This window comes from Pseudomonas salicis, assembly GCF_057128705.1.
Genome location: NZ_JBSKHU010000003.1, coordinates 751,973 through 771,123 on the forward strand (window position 1 = coordinate 751,973; position 19,151 = coordinate 771,123).

A 19,151-nucleotide genomic window follows, 5' to 3' on the forward strand; every position below is an offset into this window, starting at 1 on the left:
CATGAAGAACATCTGGAAGGCCGTTTGCGCGGTGGCTGTCGTGGGCGTGATGACGCTGCCGGTTCAGGCAGAGGAAAAGACCATCACCGTCGGGACCATGAACTGGGAGGATCTGACGCCCATCACCGGCATCACCAAGAAAGTCCTCGAAGACTCCGGCTACACCGTCAAGGTGGTGGAGTTCTCCGAGTGGGGCATCGCCTACGCCGCGCTGACCAAAGGCGACGTGCAGGTGCTGGCTTCGCAGACCGACTACGCCGCGTCCGACTACTGGAACAAGAACAAGAACCGTCTGGAAAAACTGTCGCCAGTGTCCCACGGCCTCTATCAAGGCCTGGCCGTTCCGAAGTACGTGGACATCGACTCCATCGAACAACTGAACGCCAACGCCGACAAGTTTGGCGGCAAGATCATCGGCATCGAGCCGGGGTCGGGCCTGATGAAAGACGCTACCAATGTGGTCAAGGGCTATGACCTCAAGCTGCAGCTGGTGGAAGGCAGTACCGCCGCGATGACCGCTGCGCTCAAGTCCGCCGTGGACCGCAAGGAACCGATCGCGGTGACCATCTGGGAGCCGTCGTGGATGGTGCAGAAATACGACGTGAAATTCCTCAAAGACCCGAAAGGCATCTTCCCGCCGCCACAGGGTTACTACTGGATCGGTCACAAAGGCTTCGCGGCTGATTACCCCCACGCTCGCGAGCTGATGGCCAGCGTCTACGTGCCGATTGCCGACATCACCGGGATCAACACCCAGGTCAAGGACGGCAAGACCATGGACCAGGCCGTCAAGGACTGGACCGACAGCCACGCCGACCTGCTCAAGCGTTGGGAAAACGTCAAGAACTGAGTGAAAAGCTGAGCGATTGCTGCACCTTTTTTGCCACTGCCGCCTTTTGATCAATGAGAGAAGTCAGCACCACTGACTCGACGGGTTACGACATGACTACGGCTAAAATTGATACGAACGAAGTGCTGGTGGATTGCCAGAACGTCTGGAAAATCTTCGGGAAAAGCGCACCTGCCGCGATGAACGCTGTCGTGCAGCAAGGCCTGACCAAGAGCCGGATTCTGCAAGATTTCAGCTGCGTGGTCGGAGTCTCGGACGTCAGTCTCCAGGTTCGCCGTGGAGAGATCTTTTGCATCATGGGATTGTCCGGCAGTGGCAAGTCCACTCTGATCAGGTTGCTTAACAAGCTGATCACCCCGAGCTCAGGCAAGGTCATCGTCAAAGGCAAAGACCTGTCCGCCCTGAGCCCGGCCCAATTGCGTGAAGTCCGTGCCCGCCACATCGGCATGGTCTTCCAGAGCGTGGCGCTGCTGCCCAACCGCACGGTGCTGGAAAATACCGCGTTCGGCCTGGAAGTGCAGGGCATCGGCAAGGCAGAGCGCTATCAGGTGGCGGAGCGGGCGTTGGCGAAAGTTGGCCTCAGCGAGTGGTCCTCCCGCTACCCGAGCGAGCTGTCCGGCGGCATGCAACAGCGCGTCGGTCTGGCCCGTGCCATTACGGCGGACCCGGAAATCATCCTGATGGACGAGCCGTTCAGCGCCCTCGACCCGTTGATTCGCCGACAGCTGCAAGACGAGTTCCGCCAACTGACCAAAGAGCTGGGCAAGTCGGCGGTGTTCATCACCCACGACCTCGACGAAGCGATTCGCATCGGTGACCGCATCGCGATCATGAAGGACGGCGCGATCATTCAGGTCGGCACCGCCGAGGACATCGTGCTCAACCCGGCCGACGATTACGTGGCGGAGTTCGTGGCGGGCATCTCGCGCTTGCATCTGGTGAAAGCCCATTCGGTGATGACCCCGGTCGATGCGTACAAGGCGGCCAACCCCGGTTGCGACATTCAGCGCTTGACCAAAACCTCGCCCAGCGCCGACATCGATGAACTGATCGGCCTGACCATGAAGTCCGAGCGAGACGCGCTGGCCGTCGTGGAAAACGGCAGTGTCGTCGGCATCATCACCTCCCGCGATCTGCTGCGGGGCGTGCAGGGCATTCCCAACGAATATGCCGCTTCGACGAACGTTGCGGCGCTGGAGGCCTCGGCATGAACACGCCCGATTTTTCCAGTCAATTCGACGAGGCCATCGACTCCGCGCTGGGGTGGCTGGCCGACCACGGCGAGTTTCTGTTTGATGCTGCCAACAGCGCTTTGACCGGTTTGTACAAGGCCGTGCTGTGGTGCATTGCCTGGCCGCCGTCTTACGTCGTGGCGATCATTTTTGCGTTGCTCGGCTGGCGCCTGATTGGCGTGCGCTTTGCGATCCTGTCAGGCCTGGCCTTGGCGTTTTGCGCGTTCATCGGGCTATGGCCGGAAACGGTGAGCACGCTGGCGTTGGTGCTCACCGCGACCTTTCTGGCGTTGGTCGTGGCCATACCGCTGGGCGTGCTGGCAGGGCTGACTCCGGCGTTCGACCGGGTCGTCGATCCCTGCCTGGACCTGGTGCAGACCATGCCGCCCTACATCTACCTGCTGCCCGCGATTGCGCTGTTGGGCTACGGCCCGGCCACGGCGTTGCTGGCGACCTTCATCGTCGCGCTGCCACCGGCCTTGCGCCTGACCTCGCTGGGGATTCGCATGACCCCCAATCACTTCATCGAACTGGGCGACGCCAGCGGTGTGACCGGCTGGCAAATGTTCTTCAAGATCCGCCTGCCGTTCGCGATGCCGAGCATCATGGCCGGGGTGAACCAGAGCCTGATGATGGCCTTCGGCATGGTGGTGATCGCCGGGATCGTCGGTTCCGGCGGGCTGGGTGAATCGATCTACGGCGCGGTGCGCACGCTGGACATCGCCAAGTCGATCAACGCGGCGATTGCCATCGTCATCCTGACCATGATCCTCGACCGCCTGGCCCAGAGCGCAGCCCGGTCGCGCACGGGAGAAGCCCAATGACCGCGGACCTGCGTTTTTCCCCCGGCGAATTCCTCGCCCCGGCCATCGACTGGCTGAACGCCAATTTGCACGGACTGTTCGTGTTCATCAGCCAGATCGTGGAAGCGGTGTTGGGGCTGGTGGAGCGCGTGCTGTTGGCGCCACACCCGTACGTGCTGATCGGCATCGTGTTCGTCGCGGCGTTCGTTTTTGCCACCAAACGCGTGGCGGTGTTCGCCGCGCTGATGTTGGCGTTTTGTCTGTTCTCCGGGCTGTGGGTGGCGTCGATGCAGACCATCGCGCTGGTGTCGGTGGCGGTGCTGATTTCGGTGGCCATCGCGTTCCCGCTCGGCGTGCTGGCGGCGCGGGTCAAGCGTGTGGATGACGCGTTTCAGCCGATCCTCAACATCATGCAGACCGTGCCGCCATGGGTGTACCTGATCCCGGCCGTGATCCTGTTCAGCCTCGGTCGCGTGCCCGCAATCATCGCCACCATTGTTTACGGCATCCCGCCGATGCTGCGCCTGACCACGCTGGCGTTCAAACAGCTGCCCAAGGACCTGCTCGAACTTGGCCAAGCCTCCGGCGCGTCGCCGAAGGACATTCTGTTCAAGATTGAATTGCCCACCGCCGCGCCGACCCTGTTGGTCGGGCTGAACCAGTGCATCCTCATGTCGCTGGCGATGGTGGTGCTGGCGGGGCTGGTGGGGGCGGGAGGTCTCGGCGCGGAAGTCACGCGGGGGCTGTCGCGGATGGAAATGGGCCTGGGCTTGCGCGCCGGTCTGGCCATCGTCGCCATCGCACTGTTGCTGGATCGATTGTCACGGGGCGCCTTGCAGCGGCACTCTCCAACCAAGCTGGTTTAGGCCTTCCAAAGGGTCTGAAGGAATTCCCACATGAGACGTAGTTTTTTCTGTATCGATTCCCACGCCTGTGGCAACCCGGTACGCGTGGTGGCCGGGGGCGGGCCGTTGCTGCCGTCGGTGTCCATGGCCGAGCGCCGCGAAATTTTCGTCCGTGATCATGACTGGGTGCGTACGGCGCTGATGTTCGAGCCTCGCGGCCACGACATCATGTCGGGCGTGATCATCTACCCCACGGTGCGCAGCGACTGCGACTTCGGCGCGCTGTTCATCGAAGTCAGCGGCTGCCTGCCCATGTGTGGCGCGGGCACCATCGGGCTGTCCACGGTGGTCATCGAAGAAGGCCTGATCACCCCGAAAGTGCCCGGTCAACTGGCCATCGAAACCCCGGCGGGCCGGGTGGACGTGGCGTACGAGGTGAACAACGGCGTCGTCGATTCGGTGCGCCTGCACAACGTCGCCAGCTACCTGCACAGCGCCGATGTCGAGGTGGAGGTGCCGGGCGTGGGCACGCTGACGGTGGACATCGCCTACGGCGGCAATTTCTACGCAGTGGTCGAACCTCAAGCCAACTGGCGCGGCCTGGAAGGGCAGACCACGGCCGATATCGTCGACCTAAGCGTGAAGCTGCGGGCGGCGCTGGCCCACGTCAGCCAGCCCGTCCACCCGGAAAACCCACGCATCAGCGGTGTGCACCATGTCATCTGGTGCGATGCCCCAAAAGACCCCACCGCCGACGGACGCTGCGCGGTGTTCTACGGCGACAAGGCCATCGACCGTTCGCCCGGCGGCACCGGGACTTCGGCGCGAATGGCGCAGTTATTCGGCAAAGGCCGCTTGAATGTGGGCGACCTCTACCGGCACGAGAGTTTGATCGGTACTCTCTACGAGGGCAAAGTCGAGGCCGCGATCAAGGTCGGCGAATTCGACGGCATGAAACCCAGCATCGCCGGCTGGGCCCGCGTGACCGGCCACAACACCATTTTTGTCGATGACCGCGATCCACTCGCCCACGGCTTCCAGCTGGCGTAGGCGTCGAGTCATCGGCACGTGCGCAGCGCCCGCATCCGGGCGCCTGTTTTCAAGCGAAGAGGCAAACGTTGAGCGAAAGACGCGAGTTCAGTGGGGGCATGAAGGGCAAGAACCTTCGTTATCTGGACGACAATAAAAAGACACCCTCTGCGACCACCCGGGCAGGCTTCCTGCTGCTCGAACATTTCTCCCTGCCGGCCTTCACCCAGTTTCTCGACACCCTCGTCACGGCCAACCTGTTGCGCCCGAAGCTGTTTTCGTCGCGCACCTTCGGGTTGCAGGACGGCGAGGTCACCAGCGATTTGGGCCTGGTCATCCGCCCGGACGCGTGCCTTGAACTGTCGGCGCTCAAGGATCTGGACCTGCTGGTGATCTGCGGCGGCTATCGCACCGAACTCAAGGTCATGGAGTCGCTGAACCACCTGCTGATCACCGCTTCCGACCTGGGCCTGACCCTGGCAGGGCTGTGGAACGGCGCGTGGTTCCTCGGTGCCGCCGGTCTGCTGGAAGGCTACCGCTGCGCAATTCACCCCGAGCATCGCCCGGCGCTGGCGGAAATCTCCAAAGTCACCCACGTCACCAGCGAACCCTTCGTCGTCGACCGCCAGCGGCTCACCGCGTCCAGCCCGTCCGGGGCGTTTCACATGGCGCTGGAGTGGATCAAGGAACTCCACGACAAGGCGTTGGTGGAAGGCATCGAAGACATCCTGTCGTTCGAAGAATCGCGCTACCGCCGCATCAAACCCAGCCCGCACATCTCCGTCAGCGCGCCGCTCAAGGAAGTCGTCAAACTGATGGACGCCAACCTCGAAGAACCGCTGGAAATGGAGCAACTGGCGGTCTATGCCGGACGCTCCCGGCGGCAGATCGAACGGCTGTTCAAGGAGCAACTGGGCACCACGCCCCAGCGCTACTACCTCGAACTGCGCATCACCGAAGCCCGCCGCCTGTTGCAGCACACTGAACTGTCACAGGTTGAAGTGCTGGTGGCCTGCGGGTTCGTCTCGCCGAGCCACTTCAGCAAGTGCTACAGCTCGTACTTTGGTTATCGGCCTTCCAAGGAGAAGCGGTTGGTGAAGTGAGCAGTGTCGTGTCCCGGTTGCCTATGCTCAAACTCGGTGCCAATACGCGGTCAACGGCGGCTCGCGTCCCGTGACCGGGTCGGTGTCGGGAAACGGCAGTGTCGCCATGCGGTCGATCATGGCCTGGGTGGGAGCCTCGCGGCAGATGTCCCAGTTTTGCCCTGGAGGGTAGCCGCCGACCACGAGGAAGTCGTCGCTGGCGGACAACCGACAGTGGCCGGTGCCTGTGGGCAGCAGCACGACGTCGCCCTTGTTGACCGTCACCTCGTGGCCATTGGGCCCGCCGAGCATGAGCCGTGCTGTTCCCGCCGCAAAACCGAGCACTTCATGGGCGGTGGAATGGTAGTGATGGTAGGCGAACACGCCGTCACGCCAGGCGGGTTTCCAGCCGTTGCGGGTGAACAGGGCCTCCATCGCGGACGCCACGTCCCCGTCGGTGATGACCCCGGTGTAATGCAGCACGGGCAAACGCGGGTTGTTCGGCACCCAGTCGTTGCGTTGCAGGAGCAGTGTGTGGGGTGCTTGCATGGTATTCGCCTCGGCCAATCCGGTCCGCAGTGTCAGTGAGCCTGCGCTGAGAATCAGCGCCCCTTTTATGAAATTGCGTCTGTCACAGGTCGTCATGGAAACCCCTCCGTTTTTTAGCTGACCCGCTCTGGGTCGCGGTGTTCCGTGACGTTTGATGACGTTTTTCCGGTCGAGGAGGTGAGCCCATGACGGATGGCGTGGTTCATGAAGGAACGCGCCATTGAACCCTTGAACCTCCGGCGCGGTCGTTTGATTCGTGCCTGAAGGACAAATCTCATTTGTGGCCCCCGGCCTGTTCGGTGTCGGGCGACAGGGCGATACTTCGGTCAATTCCAATTCGGCCCATGGATGGCCGCCAAGAGGTTCGAATGATGAAGCCGTCGCAACGCGTTGTACTGCTGATGACCACCGCGGTGCTGTTGAGTGCCTGCGGAGAGAATTCCAAGTTGCCGTTTCAGGCCGGCGTCGGGCCCAACCCGCAGTTGCCGGAGCCGACCAGCAGCCTGATTCCGACGCTCAAGGTGTCGAAGGCCGTGGGCTGGAAGGGCGATGACACGCCGAAGGCGCCGCAGGGTTTCAAGGTGCAGGCGCTGGCCGACAACCTTCAGCACCCGCGCTGGCTGTACAAACTGCCGAACGGCGATGTGTTAGTGGCCGAGAGCAACACGCCGCCGAAACCGGAAGGGTCGAAGGATGGCGGCAGCGGGTTCATGGCGTGGGCCAAGCGCAAGGCCACCGGGATTGTCATGGACCGTGCCGGTGCCGAAGCGCCGAGCGCCAACCGCATCACCTTGCTGCGTGATGCCGATGGCGACGGTAAGGCCGAGGTGCACACGGTCTTCATCAGCGGCCTGACGTCGCCGTACGGCATGGCACTGGTGGGCAACGAGTTGTTCATCGCCAATGCCGACGCGGTGGTGAAAGTGCCGTACACCGCAGGCCAGACGGAAATCACCGCCACGCCGGTCAAAGTCACCGACCTGCCAGCGGGCCTGAACCATCACTGGACCAAGAACATCGTGGCCAACGCTGACGGCAGCAAGCTGTACGTCACCGTCGGCTCCAACAGCAACGTCGGGGAGAACGGCCTGGAAGCGGAAGAGGGCCGGGCGGCGATCTGGGAAGTGGACGCCAAGACCGGCCAGAAGCGCCTGTTCGCCAGCGGCCTGCGCAACCCCAACGGCCTGATCTGGAAACCGGGCAGCACCGAGTTGTGGACCGTGGTCAACGAGCGTGACGAAATCGGCAGCGACCTGGTGCCGGATTACCTGACCTCGGTGAAAGACGGCGCGTTTTACGGCTGGCCGTGGAGTTATTACGGCGGCCACGTGGACGTGCGCGTCCAGCCACCGCGTCCGGACATGGTCGCCAAGGCCATCGCCCCCGATTACGCCCTCGGCACCCACGTCGCGCCGCTGGGCCTGACCTATTCCGATGCCAAGGGCATGCCCGAGAACTTCTCCAACGGTGTTTTCGTCGGCGAACACGGCTCTTGGAACCGCAACCCGCAATCGGGCTACAAGGTCGTGTTCATCGGCTTTGACAACGGCAAGCCATCGGGCATGCCCATCGACTTCCTCACCGGCTTTCTGAATGCCGATGGCGAGGCTCAAGGACGTCCGGTGGGCGTGATTCTGGACCAGCAGGGTGCGTTGCTGGTGGCGGATGACGTGGGGAATAAGGTGTGGCGGGTGAGTCGCACGAAGTAGCCGCACGGATAGCCGGCGGTGGCGGATGGGCCAGGCCATACCAGACGATCCGGATTTCCTGTGGGAGCGAATTCATTCGCGAAAGGGCGGTACAGTCGACGCATCTCCATCGCCTGAGCCCACTTCGCGAATGAATTCGCTCCCACAGGGGAGAGGCGTCGTACTCCAGGGCTGCGACAGGCACAATCCCTGTGGGAGCAGCCGGAGGTTACGACGGCCGCGAAGGCGGTGTACCAGTCGATGCATCTGTGACTGCCTTGACGCAAATCCTCGTGGGAGCGAATTCATTCGCGAAAGGGCCGGTACAGTCGACGCATCTCCATCGCCTGAATCGCCTTCGCGAATGAATTCGCTCCCACAGAGAAGAGGCGTCGTACTCAAGGTCGGCGACCGACACCAAACCTGTGGGAGCAGCCGGAGGCACGACGGCCGCGAAGGCGGTGTATCAGGCGATGCACCTGTGACTGCCTTGACGCGAATCCCCTGTAGGAGCGAATTCATTCGCGAAAGGGCCGGTACAGTCAATACATCTTCATCGCCTGAATCGCCTTCGCGAATGAATTCGCTCCTACAGGGGAGGGGGTGTCGTGCTCAATGTCTGCGACCGACATCGAATCCTCTGCGGGCGGCGGCCTGCTTGGACCCGTGGCCTCAACTGTGGTGTACTCCCGCGCATTCCTGCACACCTTTTGACTGTCCGGCGGCTCGATGACTGTTTCTTCCCGTTCCAGCCACGTGATCGGCATGTGGCTGATGGTGGGCGTGGCGTTTGTGTTTGCCACCCACGATGCGCTCTCCAAAAGCCTGATCTTCGTCCTGCCGGTGATTTTCGTGGCGTGGGCGCGGTATCTGATTCACACCTTGCTGGTCACCAGCGTGATCATCCGGGAGAAAAGCCGCGCCGCCTTCCACACCAAACGCCCTTGGCTGCACCTGCTTCGGGCCGTGTTTCTGTTGGGCGACAGCCTGACGTTTCTGTTTGGCCTGACCCACGTGCCGTTGGCAGAATCAACCGCCCTGGTGTTTCTGGCACCGGCCTTCGTCACGATCCTTTCGCCGCTGCTGTTTGGCATTCGCGCGGACCGTTTGCAGTGGGTATCGGTGATCGTCGGGTTCATCGGTGTGCTGGTGGTGATCAACCCGGCCAGTGACGGGTTTTCGCTGTGGATGCTGTTCCCGTTGGCCTGTGCGTTCTGCTTCGCGGTGTACCAACTGTTGACGCAACTGGCCGGGGAGTCGGACAGCCCGTCGGTGTGCAGCTTTTATGTGGGGGTGTTCAGCACCGCACTGTTGAGCCTGGTGGTGCCGTTTTTCTGGGTCAGTCCGACGTTGACCCAATGGCTGATGTTGCTGGTGCTGGGCAGCCTTGGTCTGTCGGCGCATTTCCTGATCTCGAAATCCTACCGCTACGCCTCGTCGTCTGCGCTCGCGCCGCTGGGCTATTTGCAGATCGTGTTCGCCACGCTGTACGGGATGCTGTTCTTCGGCAATTACCCGGCACTGTTTTCGGTGGCGGGCATGGCGTTGATCTGTTTCAGCGGGCTGCTGGTGTACGGCAGACGTACGGCCGCAGCCCTGAGCAACTGAGCGCGTTCAGCGAGAGAACCGGCGCGCGGCTAACGTGAGAACCGGCGCGCCGCTGCCACACACAGAATCACCGCGACGGTCACGCCGATCATCCCGACGCTGACCTGTTCATGAAGCAACGTGGCCGCCAGTGCCAGCCCGAAAAACGGTTGCAGCAATTGCAACTGCCCCACGGCCGCGATCCCGCCTTGCACCAGCCCGCGATACCAGAACACGAAGCCGATCAGCATGCTGAACAATGAGACGTAACCCAGGCTCAGCCATGCCGGCCAGCTCAGGTGGGCGAGGGTGGGCGGGGCGGTCAATGCAGTCAGCGCCAGCATCACGGGCAGGGAAATCACCAGCGCCCAGCAGATCACCTGCCAGCCGCCGAGGGTCCGGGAGACTTTCGCTCCTTCGGCATAGCCCAGTGCGCACGCGAGGATCGCCAGCAGCATCAGGCAGTCGCCGACCGGGGAGGCGGTCAGTCCTTGCGACAGCCCCTGAGACACGGCAAACCCCACCACCAGGGCGCTACCCAGCACCGAAAACAGCCAGAACGCTGGTTTGGGCCGTTCACCGCCGCGCAATACGGCGAAGACTGCGGTCGCCAATGGCAACAGGCCGACGAAGACAATGGAATGCGCGGACGTGACGTATTGCAAGGCCAGCGCCGTGAGCAGTGGGAAACCGAGCACGACCCCCAACGCGACGATGCACAGCGGCAGGATGTGATGCCGGGCCGGACGCTGTTCCTTTAGCAACAGCAGCATGCACAACGCCACAGCCCCGGCGATGGAGGCCCGGGCGACAGTCAGAAACACCGGCGCGATTTCCTGCACCGCGATGCGTGTCGCGGGCAGCGAGCCACTGAAGATCACCACCCCGATCAGTCCGTTCAGCCAGCCGCTGGAGGCTTTCACGGGATTGCCGTGTTGCAGTTTCGATGCGTGTTCCATGCTGATCGTCCGGTGCCGGGTTGCAGTTGACGCATCCTAAGGCGCAGTATCAGGACAATCAAAAAATTGTCATGGATACAGCCCCATGCCCCGCGCCCGCTACAAAACCCTCGTCGACACCTTTGCCAGCGACATCGCCTCGGGCGCCTTGCCGCCAGGCACGCGTTTGCCGACCCACCGCCAATTGGCCGAGCAAGAAGGGCTGGCGCTGGTCACCGCGTCTCGGGTCTATGCCGAGCTGGAGGCGATGGGCCTGATCAGCGGCGAAGCCGGGCGCGGCACCTTCGTTCGCGAGATTGCGCTACCGCTGAGCCATGGCGTCGATCAACAGGCAGCCGCCGTGGGCGTGCTGGACCTGAACTTCAACTACCCGGCATTACCGGAACAGGCGGAGTTATTGCGCGTGGGGTTGCGGCAACTGGCGTTGTCGGGGGATCTGGAGGCGTTACTGCGCTATCAGCCACACGCGGGCAGAGGTCATGAACGGGCCTGCATGGCCCGACATCTGGCAGAGCGGGGGTTGCAGGTCGAGGCGGAAGAGGTGCTGATCGTCAGCGGCGCTCAACACGGACTGGCGGCGACGGTCATGGGCTTGCTCAAACCAGGGGACGTGGTGGCGGTGGATGCGTTGACCTATTCGGGTTTCAAGGTGATCGCCGACGCCCATCGGCTGGAACTGGTGGCGATCCCGCTGACCGACACCGGCCCTGATCTGGAGGCGTTAGAGGCGCTGTGTCGAAAACGCCGGATCAAGGCGGTCTATGCGATGCCTACCCTGCACAATCCCATGGGCTGGGTCATGGATTTGCCTTGGCGCGAGCGTCTGGTCGGCATCGCACGGACACACGGCTTGCTGCTGATCGAAGATGCCGCTTATGCCTTTCTCGCCGATTCGCCCCCTGCGCCGCTGCGAGCGCTGGCCCCGGAGCTGACGGTCTACGTCTCGGGCTTCTCGAAAAACATCGCCACCGGCTTGCGCGTTGGGTTCGTGGTGGCGCCGTTGCAATGGGTGCCTGCGATTGAACGAACGATACGGGCGACCACCTGGAATACGCCGGGGGTGATGACCGCGCTGGTCTGTGGCTGGATCGAAGACGGCACCGTACTGCGGCTCGAAGCGGAAAAACGTGAAGATGCGAGGAAACGGCAAACCCTGGCCCGAAAAGCCTTGGAGGGGCTGAAGGTCATCGGCCATCCCGCGTCGTATTTTCTATGGTTGCCCTTGCCGGAAGAGGTAAGAGCGGATCAGGTCGCGGTGGCGTTATTGTCGATGAACGTCGCGGTGTCCACCGCCGAACCGTTCGCCATTTCAAGCCCGGTGCCCCATGCGATTCGGTTGGCACTCGGGTCGGTGGACATGAGTGCATTACAACAAGCGCTGCATAAAGTTCGGCAAGTAATCGGTAACTTGGCCTTCTGAGTTAGTCGATATAAGCATAGGGCGAAGTTGCTTTATTCAGTAAAACGTAAAAGACCTTTTCCGTCTGTCTACCATTCGTGAAATCGATAGTGAACATCATCAATCGGGAGTTCTTTTTTTCCAGCAAAGGAGCAGGATAGAGCCATACCGAACTGGCGTTAGAGGACACCCGCGATGAGAATTTCAACCCTGCTGACACTTGTCGCCGTCCTCACTGGGGGCATCGCTGCCACCGCGCCTGTTTATGCGGCCACCGCTGGCGTGGATGAACATTCCTGCCATTTCGTGCCTGTGGCTGACAGCAACATTGCGTTGAGAAAAACCCAATCGGTGGGCGTTCTTTACAGCGAAAACACTGTCAGCACGCTCCAATACCTTGAGCGTTATCACGCCGTGGCATTGAAGGGCGTGAAAAATGGCGCGCTGGATTCGCGGATTCGTGAGGCGTTTGTCAACAGCTCCGATCCGAAGCTGGCGATCGATTGGCTCAAAGCGTCGATTGCCAAAGAGTTTGCGTCGGTCACTGTTTACGACAATCTCGATGCGTTGATGAAAGCGCGCCCTGATGTGGTGGTCATGCTCGACACCTACAACCAACTCGTGACCCAGCGTAATAGCAAAGTAGAGGCACGGTTTGTCGCCAAGTTTTATGACGAAAACCTGCAATACATTGGTAAAGCGGAAGGCGCGGGTGCTCAGGAGCTGACATCGGTCTGGGTTCACGACAAGGCCGCCCCTGAAATTGCCGCGCAGATCGATCAACAGCGCGCGTTGCAAGTCCACGCCCTGAAACAGTTCGACGCCTCGCTCAAAGCGCTGGTGACCTCGGGTGAAGTGGCGCAAGTGGCGGGGAATTGAGGCCATCGCCCTGAGCCACGGCCAACAAGCAGAACGGCTAGAAGGACTATAAAAAAAACCGCTGCCACCCATGAGGTGACAGCGGGTTTTTCATGTGCCGCGTTTTACTGGCCGTCCGGCAATCCGTACGCAATCACGTAGTCGCCACGGTCTGCCGACTGGCGCGCGCCGCTGGCGGTGATGACGATGTATTGCTTGCCGGTCTTCGGCGAGACGAAGGTCATCGGGCCGCCCTGGCTGCCGACGGGCAGGCGGGCTTTCCACGCTTCTTCGCCGTTGGCACTGTTGAAGGCGCGCAGGTAGTAATCCTGGGTCCCGGCGATGAAGATCAGCCCGCCCTGAGTGGAGAGGGTGCCCCCCAGCGTTGGCATGCCAATGGGCAATGGCAGGTGCATTTTGATGCCCATCGGGCCGGTGTCCTGCACGGTACCGACCGGCACTTGCCAGGCGATTTTCTGGGTCTTCATGTCGATGGCGGTCAGGGTGCCGAACGGCGGCGCCTGGCACGGAATCCCGGCCACGGACAGGAAGCGGTTCTTGTTCACCGCATACGGCGTGCCTTTGAGCGGTACGGCGCCCATGCCGGTGTTCAGCGCTTCACCGCCGCTCGACGCCTTGGCGTCTTTCTGTTGCGGCACCATCTGGCTCCACAGGCCCAGACGCATGTCGTTGACGAAGATGAAACCGTGCACCGGGTCGGTCGACAGACTGCCCCAGTTCATGCCACCCAACGATCCCGGAAAGCTCAACGAAATATCAGTGCCCGGCGCGGTGTAGAGGCCGTCGTAGCGCATTTTCTTGAACGAGATGCGGCACAGCAACTGGTCGAACGGGGTCGCGCCCCACATGTCCGATTCGGTCAGCGTCTGCGCGCCGATTTCCGGCATGCCCACTGATTTCGGTTGCGTCGGCGAGTACGGCTCGTTCGGGATGTTCGACGGCTTGACCGGGACCTCTTTCACTTCCGTCAGCGGCTGACCGGTGTGGCGATCCAAGACGTAAATCTGGCCCGCCTTGGTGCCGATCACCACCGCCGGGACCGTGCTGCCGTCCTTTTGGGTGAAGTCGATCAGGCTCGGCTGCATCGGCAGGTCGAAGTCCCACAGGTCGTTGTGGACGGTCTGATAGACCCACTTTTCCTGGCCGGTGGTCGCGTTCAACGCCAGCACCGACGCGCCGTAGGTGTGGTCGAGCTGGGTGCGCTCGACACCGTAGATGTCCGTGGACGAACTGCCCATCGGCAGGAACACGGTGTTCATGGCCGGATCGTAAGACATCGGCGCCCAGCTGTTCGGCGTGCTGCGCACGTAGGTGCCGCCGTCAGCCGGGGCCTTCTTGTCTTCCGGGTTGCCCGGGTCGAACGCCCAGCGCATCTCGCCAGTGACCACGTCAAAACCACGGATCACGCCGCCGGGCATGTCGGTTTGCACGTTGTCCGCCACGCGCCCGCCAACGACCACGGTGGTGCCCGCCATCAACGGTGCCGACGACAGTTGATAGTAAGAATCCGGAACGTTGCCGAGACCGGCTTTCAGGTCGATCTGGCCGTTGTCGCCGAAGCCTTTGCACAGCTCGCCGGTGTCGGCATCGACCGCGATCAGGCGGGCGTCGATGGTGTTGGTCAGCAGGCGGCGCTGGCAGCTTGCACCGGCGGGCACGCTGACCGGCGCGGCAGGGCCGCTGCCATCGGTAGGGGCTACGACGGCGGCGGTGGCGTCGAAATACGCCAGGCCCCGGCAACGTTGCCAGACGGCGGATTGGGCGTTGGTCTCGTGCTTCCACAGCTGTTTGCCGGTGTCGGCGTCCAGCGCAATGATGTTGTTGTGCGGGGTGCAGATGAACACCTTGTCGCCGATTTGCAGCGGGGTCATCTGGTCTTCGGCACCGTTGCCGTCACTGAGGGCGATGTCGCCGGTGTGGTAGGTCCAGACCGGGACCAGCTTCCACACGTTGCTGCGGTTGATCTGGTCCAGCGCAGCAAAGCGGCTGCCGCCCTCGTCATTGCCGTAGTGCGCCCAGTCTTTCTGCGCCTTGGCCGGGTCGACTTTGGTCAGCTCAGGGCCATTGCCGGTGGGCGACACCGAGGCGTGGGGCTGAAACATGCCCCAGAATCCGCCGACCATGGCGAGGGCGAGCAGCGCGCTCAGGGCGTAGCCGCCGCGACCGCTGGCCAGACCGTTGCTCTTGCGCAGGGTCGGGTAGACCAGCGCCACCAAAAGACTCAACACGCCCAGTGCGAACAGGCGCGACACCAGCGGCCAGAACACCAGACCGGCATCGACAACGGCCCAGATCAGGGTCAGCACCATCACCACCGCGAACAGCCAGGCACCCGCGAGGCGGCGTTGGAACAGGAGAACCGAAGAGGCGATCAGGCCGAGGCCCGCCAGCAGGAAATAGCAGCTGCCGCCCAGGGTGACGAGGTAGCCGCCTCCTGCCGAAAACAGTAAGCCAAATATCAGCACGCCGAAGGCGACGACCCAGATGGGCCAGCGACTGACGGGTGCCGTAGGTCGAGACGTTGTCATGTTGCGTGATCCTGCTGACGCCGAGGGTTTCAGGTCGTCCTCGGCGGTGGTGGGGGAGAGGTTTTTTCCCGTGACGACGCGCCGTGACATTGGAGACCGGGGCGTGCTCACGTGTGTAATTAACCAGTTAGTTAATTGCGCAAAGATACCAAAAAACTCCCTTGCTGCGGCAAATTGTCCTGCGACAGCGTGGATAAACAGTGTTGTGGGTTTGGTAATAATGAGCCTGCGGCAGCAATTTCAAGAACGCCAGCGCCTGCGGCCTCGCGGTGAACTAACCCGGAGCTCGCACGCCCTAACGTCCGAAGGCTGCACCCGCAGCGATGATAAAAGGGAGCTTCCCCATGTCCGAACCCGAAATTCTCAGCCTGTATCGCCGTTACATCGATTGCCTGAACCATCAGGACTGGGCCAACCTCGGCCGGTTTGTCGATGAGGAGGCCCACTACAACGGCCAGCGCATCGGACTGGCCGGTTACCAACGCATGCTGGAGAACGATTTTCGCGCCATCCCCGACTTGCATTTCGGGATCGACATGTTGCTGGCGGACCCGCCGCACGTCGCGGCCCGCCTGCGTTTCGACTGCACCCCGGTGGGCGAACTGTTTGGCGCGGCGGTCAACGGCCAGCGCGTACAGTTCACCGAGAACGTGTTCTACGAATTCAGCGACGGGCGTATTCGCAACGTGTACTCGGTCATCGACAAGGCGGCTGTTCGCGACCAAGTGGCCGCCGCTTCGCAGAATGACCGCTAGCCCCTGCAGAAACAGCCGGTTACGATAGCCAATCGCAATCATCGGTCGGCCGCAGCGTCTTGCTGACGGCCGGTCCAGACGAGCCGCGGTCGTTACCGTCGATGCATTCAGGTGTCTGCATGTTCAAACCCACACTGGCCGACTGGGCCGCCACACGTCGCAGTCGCCACTTGATCCTGCGCCTCTTTCCGGCGATCTGCGCGCTGTTGCTGCTGATCGGCCTGAGTGGCTACCTGTTGGTGCAGAACGCGCTCAATCAGGATCGCGACGTGCAGCAGCGTTCGCGCACGTTCATCTCCCGCACGCTGGATCAGGTGCGCAACGAGGTGGGGCGCAACATCATCAACTACGCCAAGTGGGGCGAGGCCTACAAACACTTGCACATGGTGGTGGACAAACCGTGGGCGGACGAACAGCGCAACGTCGGCGCCGTGCCCTACGAGTTGTACGGCTACAACGGCGTGTTGGTGATCGATGCCAACGACCGCACCAGTTACGCGGTGATCGATGGCAAACCCTCGATGATTCAGGCAGGCGACTGGCTGGAAGGCGATTTAAGCGCGTTGATCGCCGATGCTCGCCAGTCCACTCAGGAGAACGACGGGCTGGTGCGCGCGTTCAGCGTCGACGGCGTGCCCGCGCTGGTGGCCGCAGCGACCATCAGCCCGGCGTCCGACCCACTGATCGAACCGGTGCCCGGCCCCATGTCGGTGATGATGTTCGTCACCATTCTCGACCCCGCCAAGCTCGCGCACCTCAGCGACACCTACGGTCTGCCGACGATCTCCGTGTCCCCCGCGCCACGGCAGGGCTATGACCAGATGCCGCTGCTCGGTTCCAGGATCGAACTGGGCTGGGTGCCGCCGAAGCCCGGCATGGACTTGCTGCAACAGACCTTGCCACTGTTCATTTCCGGGGTGCTGGTGCTGGCGATCGTCCTCGCGATGCTGGTGCGGTATGCGCTGACGTCGGCGCGACAGATCGATGCGCAATTCGACGCCTTGCACGCGAGCCAACTTGAACTGACCAGCAGCGAGCAGCGTTTTCGCCAGCTGTCGTTGCATGATTCCCTGACCGGCTTGTCGAACCGCTTGCGCCTGCACCAATTCCTCGACGAACACCTGGATCGACCGGCGCCGTCAGCGCTGACGGTGTTAAGTCTGGACCTGGACCGCTTCAAACCGATCAATGACGCGCTGGGCCACGCTATCGGCGACCTTGTGTTGCAGGAAGTCGCCCAGCGCCTGCGCAGCCACGCGCAACCGAATGGCATGGTCGCGCGGCTCGGGGGCGACGAATTCATTCTGGTGCTGGTGGGCGAGTCTCGAAAAGGCGACATCATTGAACTGTGTGGGCGGGTGGTGGACGACCTGTGCCGCCCGCTGGAGGTCGAGGGGCAGACCGTGTTCATCGGCACCAGCATCGGTATCGCTCAGGCCCCGGAAAACGCCCACACCGCCGCTGAGCTGTTGAGCACCGGCGACATTGCGCTGTATCAGGCCAAAGGCGCCGGTCGCAATACGTGGTGTTTCTACGACGACAGCATGAAAACCCAACTGGTGGCCCGTCGTCAGCTCGAACAGGAACTGCGTCAGGCGCTGCTCGACGGTCAGTTGCGCCTGCACTACCAGCCGCGTTACGCCACCGTTGGCGGTTCGTTGCGCAGTTTCGAGGCGCTGGTGCGTTGGCAGCATCCGGAGCGCGGCCTGCTCCCGCCCGACACCTTCATCGGCCTCTCGGAAGAGACCGGGTTGATTCAGCCGCTGGGGCAGTGGGTGTTGAACACTGCGTGCCGCGAAGCGATGACCTGGCCGGACGACATCGGCCTGTCAGTGAACCTGTCGCCGGGCCAATTGGCCGAGAACGAAGACGTGGTCGCGGTGGTGGCCGCCGCGTTGCTCGACAGCGGTTTGCCCGCCAGCCGCCTGGAACTGGAAATCACCGAGCGCGTGCTGCTCGATCATGCTCACGCCGCGCTGGCGACGCTCACGGCGCTGCGGGCCCTGGGCGTGCGGCTGAGCCTGGACGATTTCGGCACCGGTTTTTCATCGCTGGCGTACTTGCGCAAATACCCGCTGGACGGGATCAAGATCGACCGCAGCTTTATCTCCCACATGACCGAGCGCGGCAACGATCAGGCGATCGTGCAGGCGATGATCGATCTGGGGCGCTCGCTGGGCATGACGGTCACCGCCGAAGGCGTTGAAACCCTGGAGCAATTGGAATGCCTGCAACGGCATCCGTGCGATGAGGTGCAGGGCTTCCATTTCAGCAAGGCGGTGCCTTCTGAGGAATTGGCGGCGCTGTTTGCTCGGGATGCGGCACGTCCGTTGGTCTGACAGGCTGTTATCGGCCGTCGTTCAGGTACTCGCGTAAACGCTGTTGCAGGCGGGGAATGGCGTCCGGCAGGGCCAGAAAGGCTTCGACTGAGCTGATTATCCAGCGCTGGCCTTCATCGCCGAAGACCACCTGATCGAATGTGCCCGGCGGCACCTCAGCCACGAAAAACCACGTGTCGAGGCCGTGCATGCCCTGGCCTGCGTACCGCCGTTGCCAGACGATCCACGCCGGATCGAGGGTGAGGCCGAATTCTTCATGGGTTTCACGCAACGCGCACTGCAGCGGGGTTTCGTCCTGTTCCCGGCCGCCGCCCGGCAGGTCCCACAGGCCGGGCCATGGAATCGTGGGGATGTCGTCGCGGAGGTAGATCAGCAACTGGCCTTCACACAGCACGGCGATCTTGGCACCGGAAAAGGGGGCGAGCATGGCGTTCCTGTCGGGGAGGGGCTAAGAAGGGGTGTCAGGTTAAAGCCAAGACGTCGCGATTGAAATGTTCTTGAGCCGCCCCAACGTAAGCGCATACTCTGAACCGCTCTCCATCACGCCCGGTCTGGTTGCGGTCCGCCGTGTCGTCTGGCGGTGCCCCATGGACCCTTCGCAGTGACTCACTTCAAGAGGTTAGTTTC

General features: G+C 62.3%; 16 protein-coding genes. 12 read left to right on the forward strand and 4 right to left on the reverse strand.

The window, feature by feature from the left end:
* The first annotated feature begins 1 nt into the window (after nucleotide 1).
* The 6 genes from ACWKWE_RS14145 to ACWKWE_RS14170 all read left to right on the forward strand — a co-directional run bounded on the left by ACWKWE_RS14145 (nucleotide 2) and on the right by ACWKWE_RS14170 (nucleotide 5,862).
* Nucleotides 2-850, forward strand: a complete 849-nt coding sequence (locus ACWKWE_RS14145) for a glycine betaine ABC transporter substrate-binding protein (RefSeq protein WP_166597409.1) — start codon at nucleotides 2-4, stop codon at nucleotides 848-850.
* Nucleotides 851-942: 92 nt separating this feature from the next.
* Entirely contained in the window at nucleotides 943-2,061 is a 1,119-nt protein-coding gene (locus ACWKWE_RS14150) for a quaternary amine ABC transporter ATP-binding protein (protein WP_483850863.1), read from the forward strand.
* Nucleotides 2,058-2,906 carry an ABC transporter permease gene (locus tag ACWKWE_RS14155; protein WP_483850864.1) on the forward strand — a complete coding sequence of 283 codons (849 nt, stop codon included), beginning with the start codon at nucleotides 2,058-2,060 and terminating at the stop codon, nucleotides 2,904-2,906. Before ACWKWE_RS14150 ends, ACWKWE_RS14155 begins: the two co-directional genes overlap by 4 nt.
* Nucleotides 2,903-3,751: an ABC transporter permease gene (locus tag ACWKWE_RS14160; RefSeq protein ID WP_483850865.1), complete on the forward strand. Its 849-nt coding sequence runs from the start codon at nucleotides 2,903-2,905 to the stop codon at nucleotides 3,749-3,751. Before ACWKWE_RS14155 ends, ACWKWE_RS14160 begins: the two co-directional genes overlap by 4 nt.
* Before the next feature lie 30 nt (nucleotides 3,752-3,781).
* Nucleotides 3,782-4,780 carry a 4-hydroxyproline epimerase gene (locus tag ACWKWE_RS14165; RefSeq protein ID WP_166598463.1) on the forward strand — a complete coding sequence of 333 codons (999 nt, stop codon included), beginning with the start codon at nucleotides 3,782-3,784 and terminating at the stop codon, nucleotides 4,778-4,780.
* Between the two features lie 68 nt (nucleotides 4,781-4,848).
* On the forward strand, nucleotides 4,849-5,862 hold the full coding sequence (locus ACWKWE_RS14170) for a GlxA family transcriptional regulator (RefSeq protein WP_483850866.1): 1,014 nt from the start codon (nucleotides 4,849-4,851) through the stop codon (nucleotides 5,860-5,862).
* A 27-nt stretch (nucleotides 5,863-5,889) separates the two neighbouring features.
* Here ACWKWE_RS14170 and ACWKWE_RS14175 read toward each other — a convergent pair whose 3' ends face one another.
* Nucleotides 5,890-6,390 carry a cupin gene (locus ACWKWE_RS14175; RefSeq protein WP_483850867.1) on the reverse strand — a complete coding sequence of 167 codons (501 nt, stop codon included), beginning with the start codon at nucleotides 6,388-6,390 and terminating at the stop codon, nucleotides 5,890-5,892.
* Between the two features lie 368 nt (nucleotides 6,391-6,758).
* Here ACWKWE_RS14175 and ACWKWE_RS14180 point away from each other — a divergent pair, with 368 nt between their 5' ends.
* Nucleotides 6,759-8,099 (forward strand): PQQ-dependent sugar dehydrogenase, encoded by a 1,341-nt coding sequence (locus ACWKWE_RS14180; RefSeq protein ID WP_483850868.1) that lies wholly within the window; start codon nucleotides 6,759-6,761, stop codon nucleotides 8,097-8,099.
* A 708-nt stretch (nucleotides 8,100-8,807) separates the two neighbouring features.
* Nucleotides 8,808-9,686, forward strand: a complete 879-nt coding sequence (locus ACWKWE_RS14185) for a DMT family transporter (RefSeq protein WP_341958597.1) — start codon at nucleotides 8,808-8,810, stop codon at nucleotides 9,684-9,686.
* Between the two features lie 29 nt (nucleotides 9,687-9,715).
* On the opposite strand, the gene ACWKWE_RS14190 is transcribed toward ACWKWE_RS14185, so the two are convergent.
* Nucleotides 9,716-10,624 (reverse strand): DMT family transporter, encoded by a 909-nt coding sequence (locus tag ACWKWE_RS14190; protein WP_483850869.1) that lies wholly within the window; start codon nucleotides 10,622-10,624, stop codon nucleotides 9,716-9,718.
* Between the two features lie 85 nt (nucleotides 10,625-10,709).
* Here ACWKWE_RS14190 and ACWKWE_RS14195 point away from each other — a divergent pair, with 85 nt between their 5' ends.
* Nucleotides 10,710-12,044: an aminotransferase-like domain-containing protein gene (locus ACWKWE_RS14195; RefSeq protein ID WP_483850870.1), complete on the forward strand. Its 1,335-nt coding sequence runs from the start codon at nucleotides 10,710-10,712 to the stop codon at nucleotides 12,042-12,044.
* Between the two features lie 174 nt (nucleotides 12,045-12,218).
* Entirely contained in the window at nucleotides 12,219-12,902 is a 684-nt protein-coding gene (locus tag ACWKWE_RS14200; RefSeq protein ID WP_483850871.1) for an ATPase, read from the forward strand.
* Nucleotides 12,903-13,006: 104 nt separating this feature from the next.
* Here ACWKWE_RS14200 and ACWKWE_RS14205 read toward each other — a convergent pair whose 3' ends face one another.
* Nucleotides 13,007-15,430 carry a glucose/quinate/shikimate family membrane-bound PQQ-dependent dehydrogenase gene (locus ACWKWE_RS14205; protein WP_483850872.1) on the reverse strand — a complete coding sequence of 808 codons (2,424 nt, stop codon included), beginning with the start codon at nucleotides 15,428-15,430 and terminating at the stop codon, nucleotides 13,007-13,009.
* A gap of 344 nt (nucleotides 15,431-15,774) precedes the next feature.
* Here ACWKWE_RS14205 and ACWKWE_RS14210 point away from each other — a divergent pair, with 344 nt between their 5' ends.
* Nucleotides 15,775-16,185, forward strand: coding sequence for an ester cyclase (locus ACWKWE_RS14210; protein WP_483850873.1), 411 nt, complete (start codon nucleotides 15,775-15,777; stop codon nucleotides 16,183-16,185).
* A gap of 119 nt (nucleotides 16,186-16,304) precedes the next feature.
* The gene (locus ACWKWE_RS14215) at nucleotides 16,305-18,524 is read left to right on the forward strand and encodes a bifunctional diguanylate cyclase/phosphodiesterase (RefSeq protein WP_483850874.1); all 2,220 of its coding nucleotides are present in this window, start codon (nucleotides 16,305-16,307) and stop codon (nucleotides 18,522-18,524) included.
* A 7-nt stretch (nucleotides 18,525-18,531) separates the two neighbouring features.
* Here the strand turns inward: ACWKWE_RS14215 and ACWKWE_RS14220 are convergent, their stop codons facing one another.
* Nucleotides 18,532-18,951, reverse strand: a complete 420-nt coding sequence (locus ACWKWE_RS14220; RefSeq protein ID WP_483850875.1) for an NUDIX hydrolase — start codon at nucleotides 18,949-18,951, stop codon at nucleotides 18,532-18,534.
* Nucleotides 18,952-19,151: the final 200 nt, after the last annotated feature.

Excerpts from the sequence above, each read along its gene's own strand:
- ACWKWE_RS14145 (WP_166597409.1), top strand. The coding sequence starts at position 2 with ATGAAGAACATCTGGAAGGCCGTTTGCGCGGTGGCTGTCGTGGGCGTG.
- ACWKWE_RS14150 (WP_483850863.1), top strand. The coding sequence starts at position 943 with ATGACTACGGCTAAAATTGATACGAACGAAGTGCTGGTGGATTGCCAG.
- ACWKWE_RS14155 (WP_483850864.1), top strand. The coding sequence starts at position 2,058 with ATGAACACGCCCGATTTTTCCAGTCAATTCGACGAGGCCATCGACTCC.
- ACWKWE_RS14160 (WP_483850865.1), top strand. The coding sequence starts at position 2,903 with ATGACCGCGGACCTGCGTTTTTCCCCCGGCGAATTCCTCGCCCCGGCC.
- ACWKWE_RS14165 (WP_166598463.1), top strand. The coding sequence starts at position 3,782 with ATGAGACGTAGTTTTTTCTGTATCGATTCCCACGCCTGTGGCAACCCG.
- ACWKWE_RS14175 (WP_483850867.1), bottom strand. The coding sequence starts at position 6,390 with ATGCAAGCACCCCACACACTGCTCCTGCAACGCAACGACTGGGTGCCG.
- ACWKWE_RS14180 (WP_483850868.1), top strand. The coding sequence starts at position 6,759 with ATGATGAAGCCGTCGCAACGCGTTGTACTGCTGATGACCACCGCGGTG.
- ACWKWE_RS14185 (WP_341958597.1), top strand. The coding sequence starts at position 8,808 with ATGACTGTTTCTTCCCGTTCCAGCCACGTGATCGGCATGTGGCTGATG.
- ACWKWE_RS14190 (WP_483850869.1), bottom strand. The coding sequence starts at position 10,624 with ATGGAACACGCATCGAAACTGCAACACGGCAATCCCGTGAAAGCCTCC.
- ACWKWE_RS14195 (WP_483850870.1), top strand. The coding sequence starts at position 10,710 with ATGCCCCGCGCCCGCTACAAAACCCTCGTCGACACCTTTGCCAGCGAC.
- ACWKWE_RS14200 (WP_483850871.1), top strand. The coding sequence starts at position 12,219 with ATGAGAATTTCAACCCTGCTGACACTTGTCGCCGTCCTCACTGGGGGC.
- ACWKWE_RS14205 (WP_483850872.1), bottom strand. The coding sequence starts at position 15,430 with ATGACAACGTCTCGACCTACGGCACCCGTCAGTCGCTGGCCCATCTGG.
- ACWKWE_RS14210 (WP_483850873.1), top strand. The coding sequence starts at position 15,775 with ATGTCCGAACCCGAAATTCTCAGCCTGTATCGCCGTTACATCGATTGC.
- ACWKWE_RS14215 (WP_483850874.1), top strand. The coding sequence starts at position 16,305 with ATGTTCAAACCCACACTGGCCGACTGGGCCGCCACACGTCGCAGTCGC.
- ACWKWE_RS14220 (WP_483850875.1), bottom strand. The coding sequence starts at position 18,951 with ATGCTCGCCCCCTTTTCCGGTGCCAAGATCGCCGTGCTGTGTGAAGGC.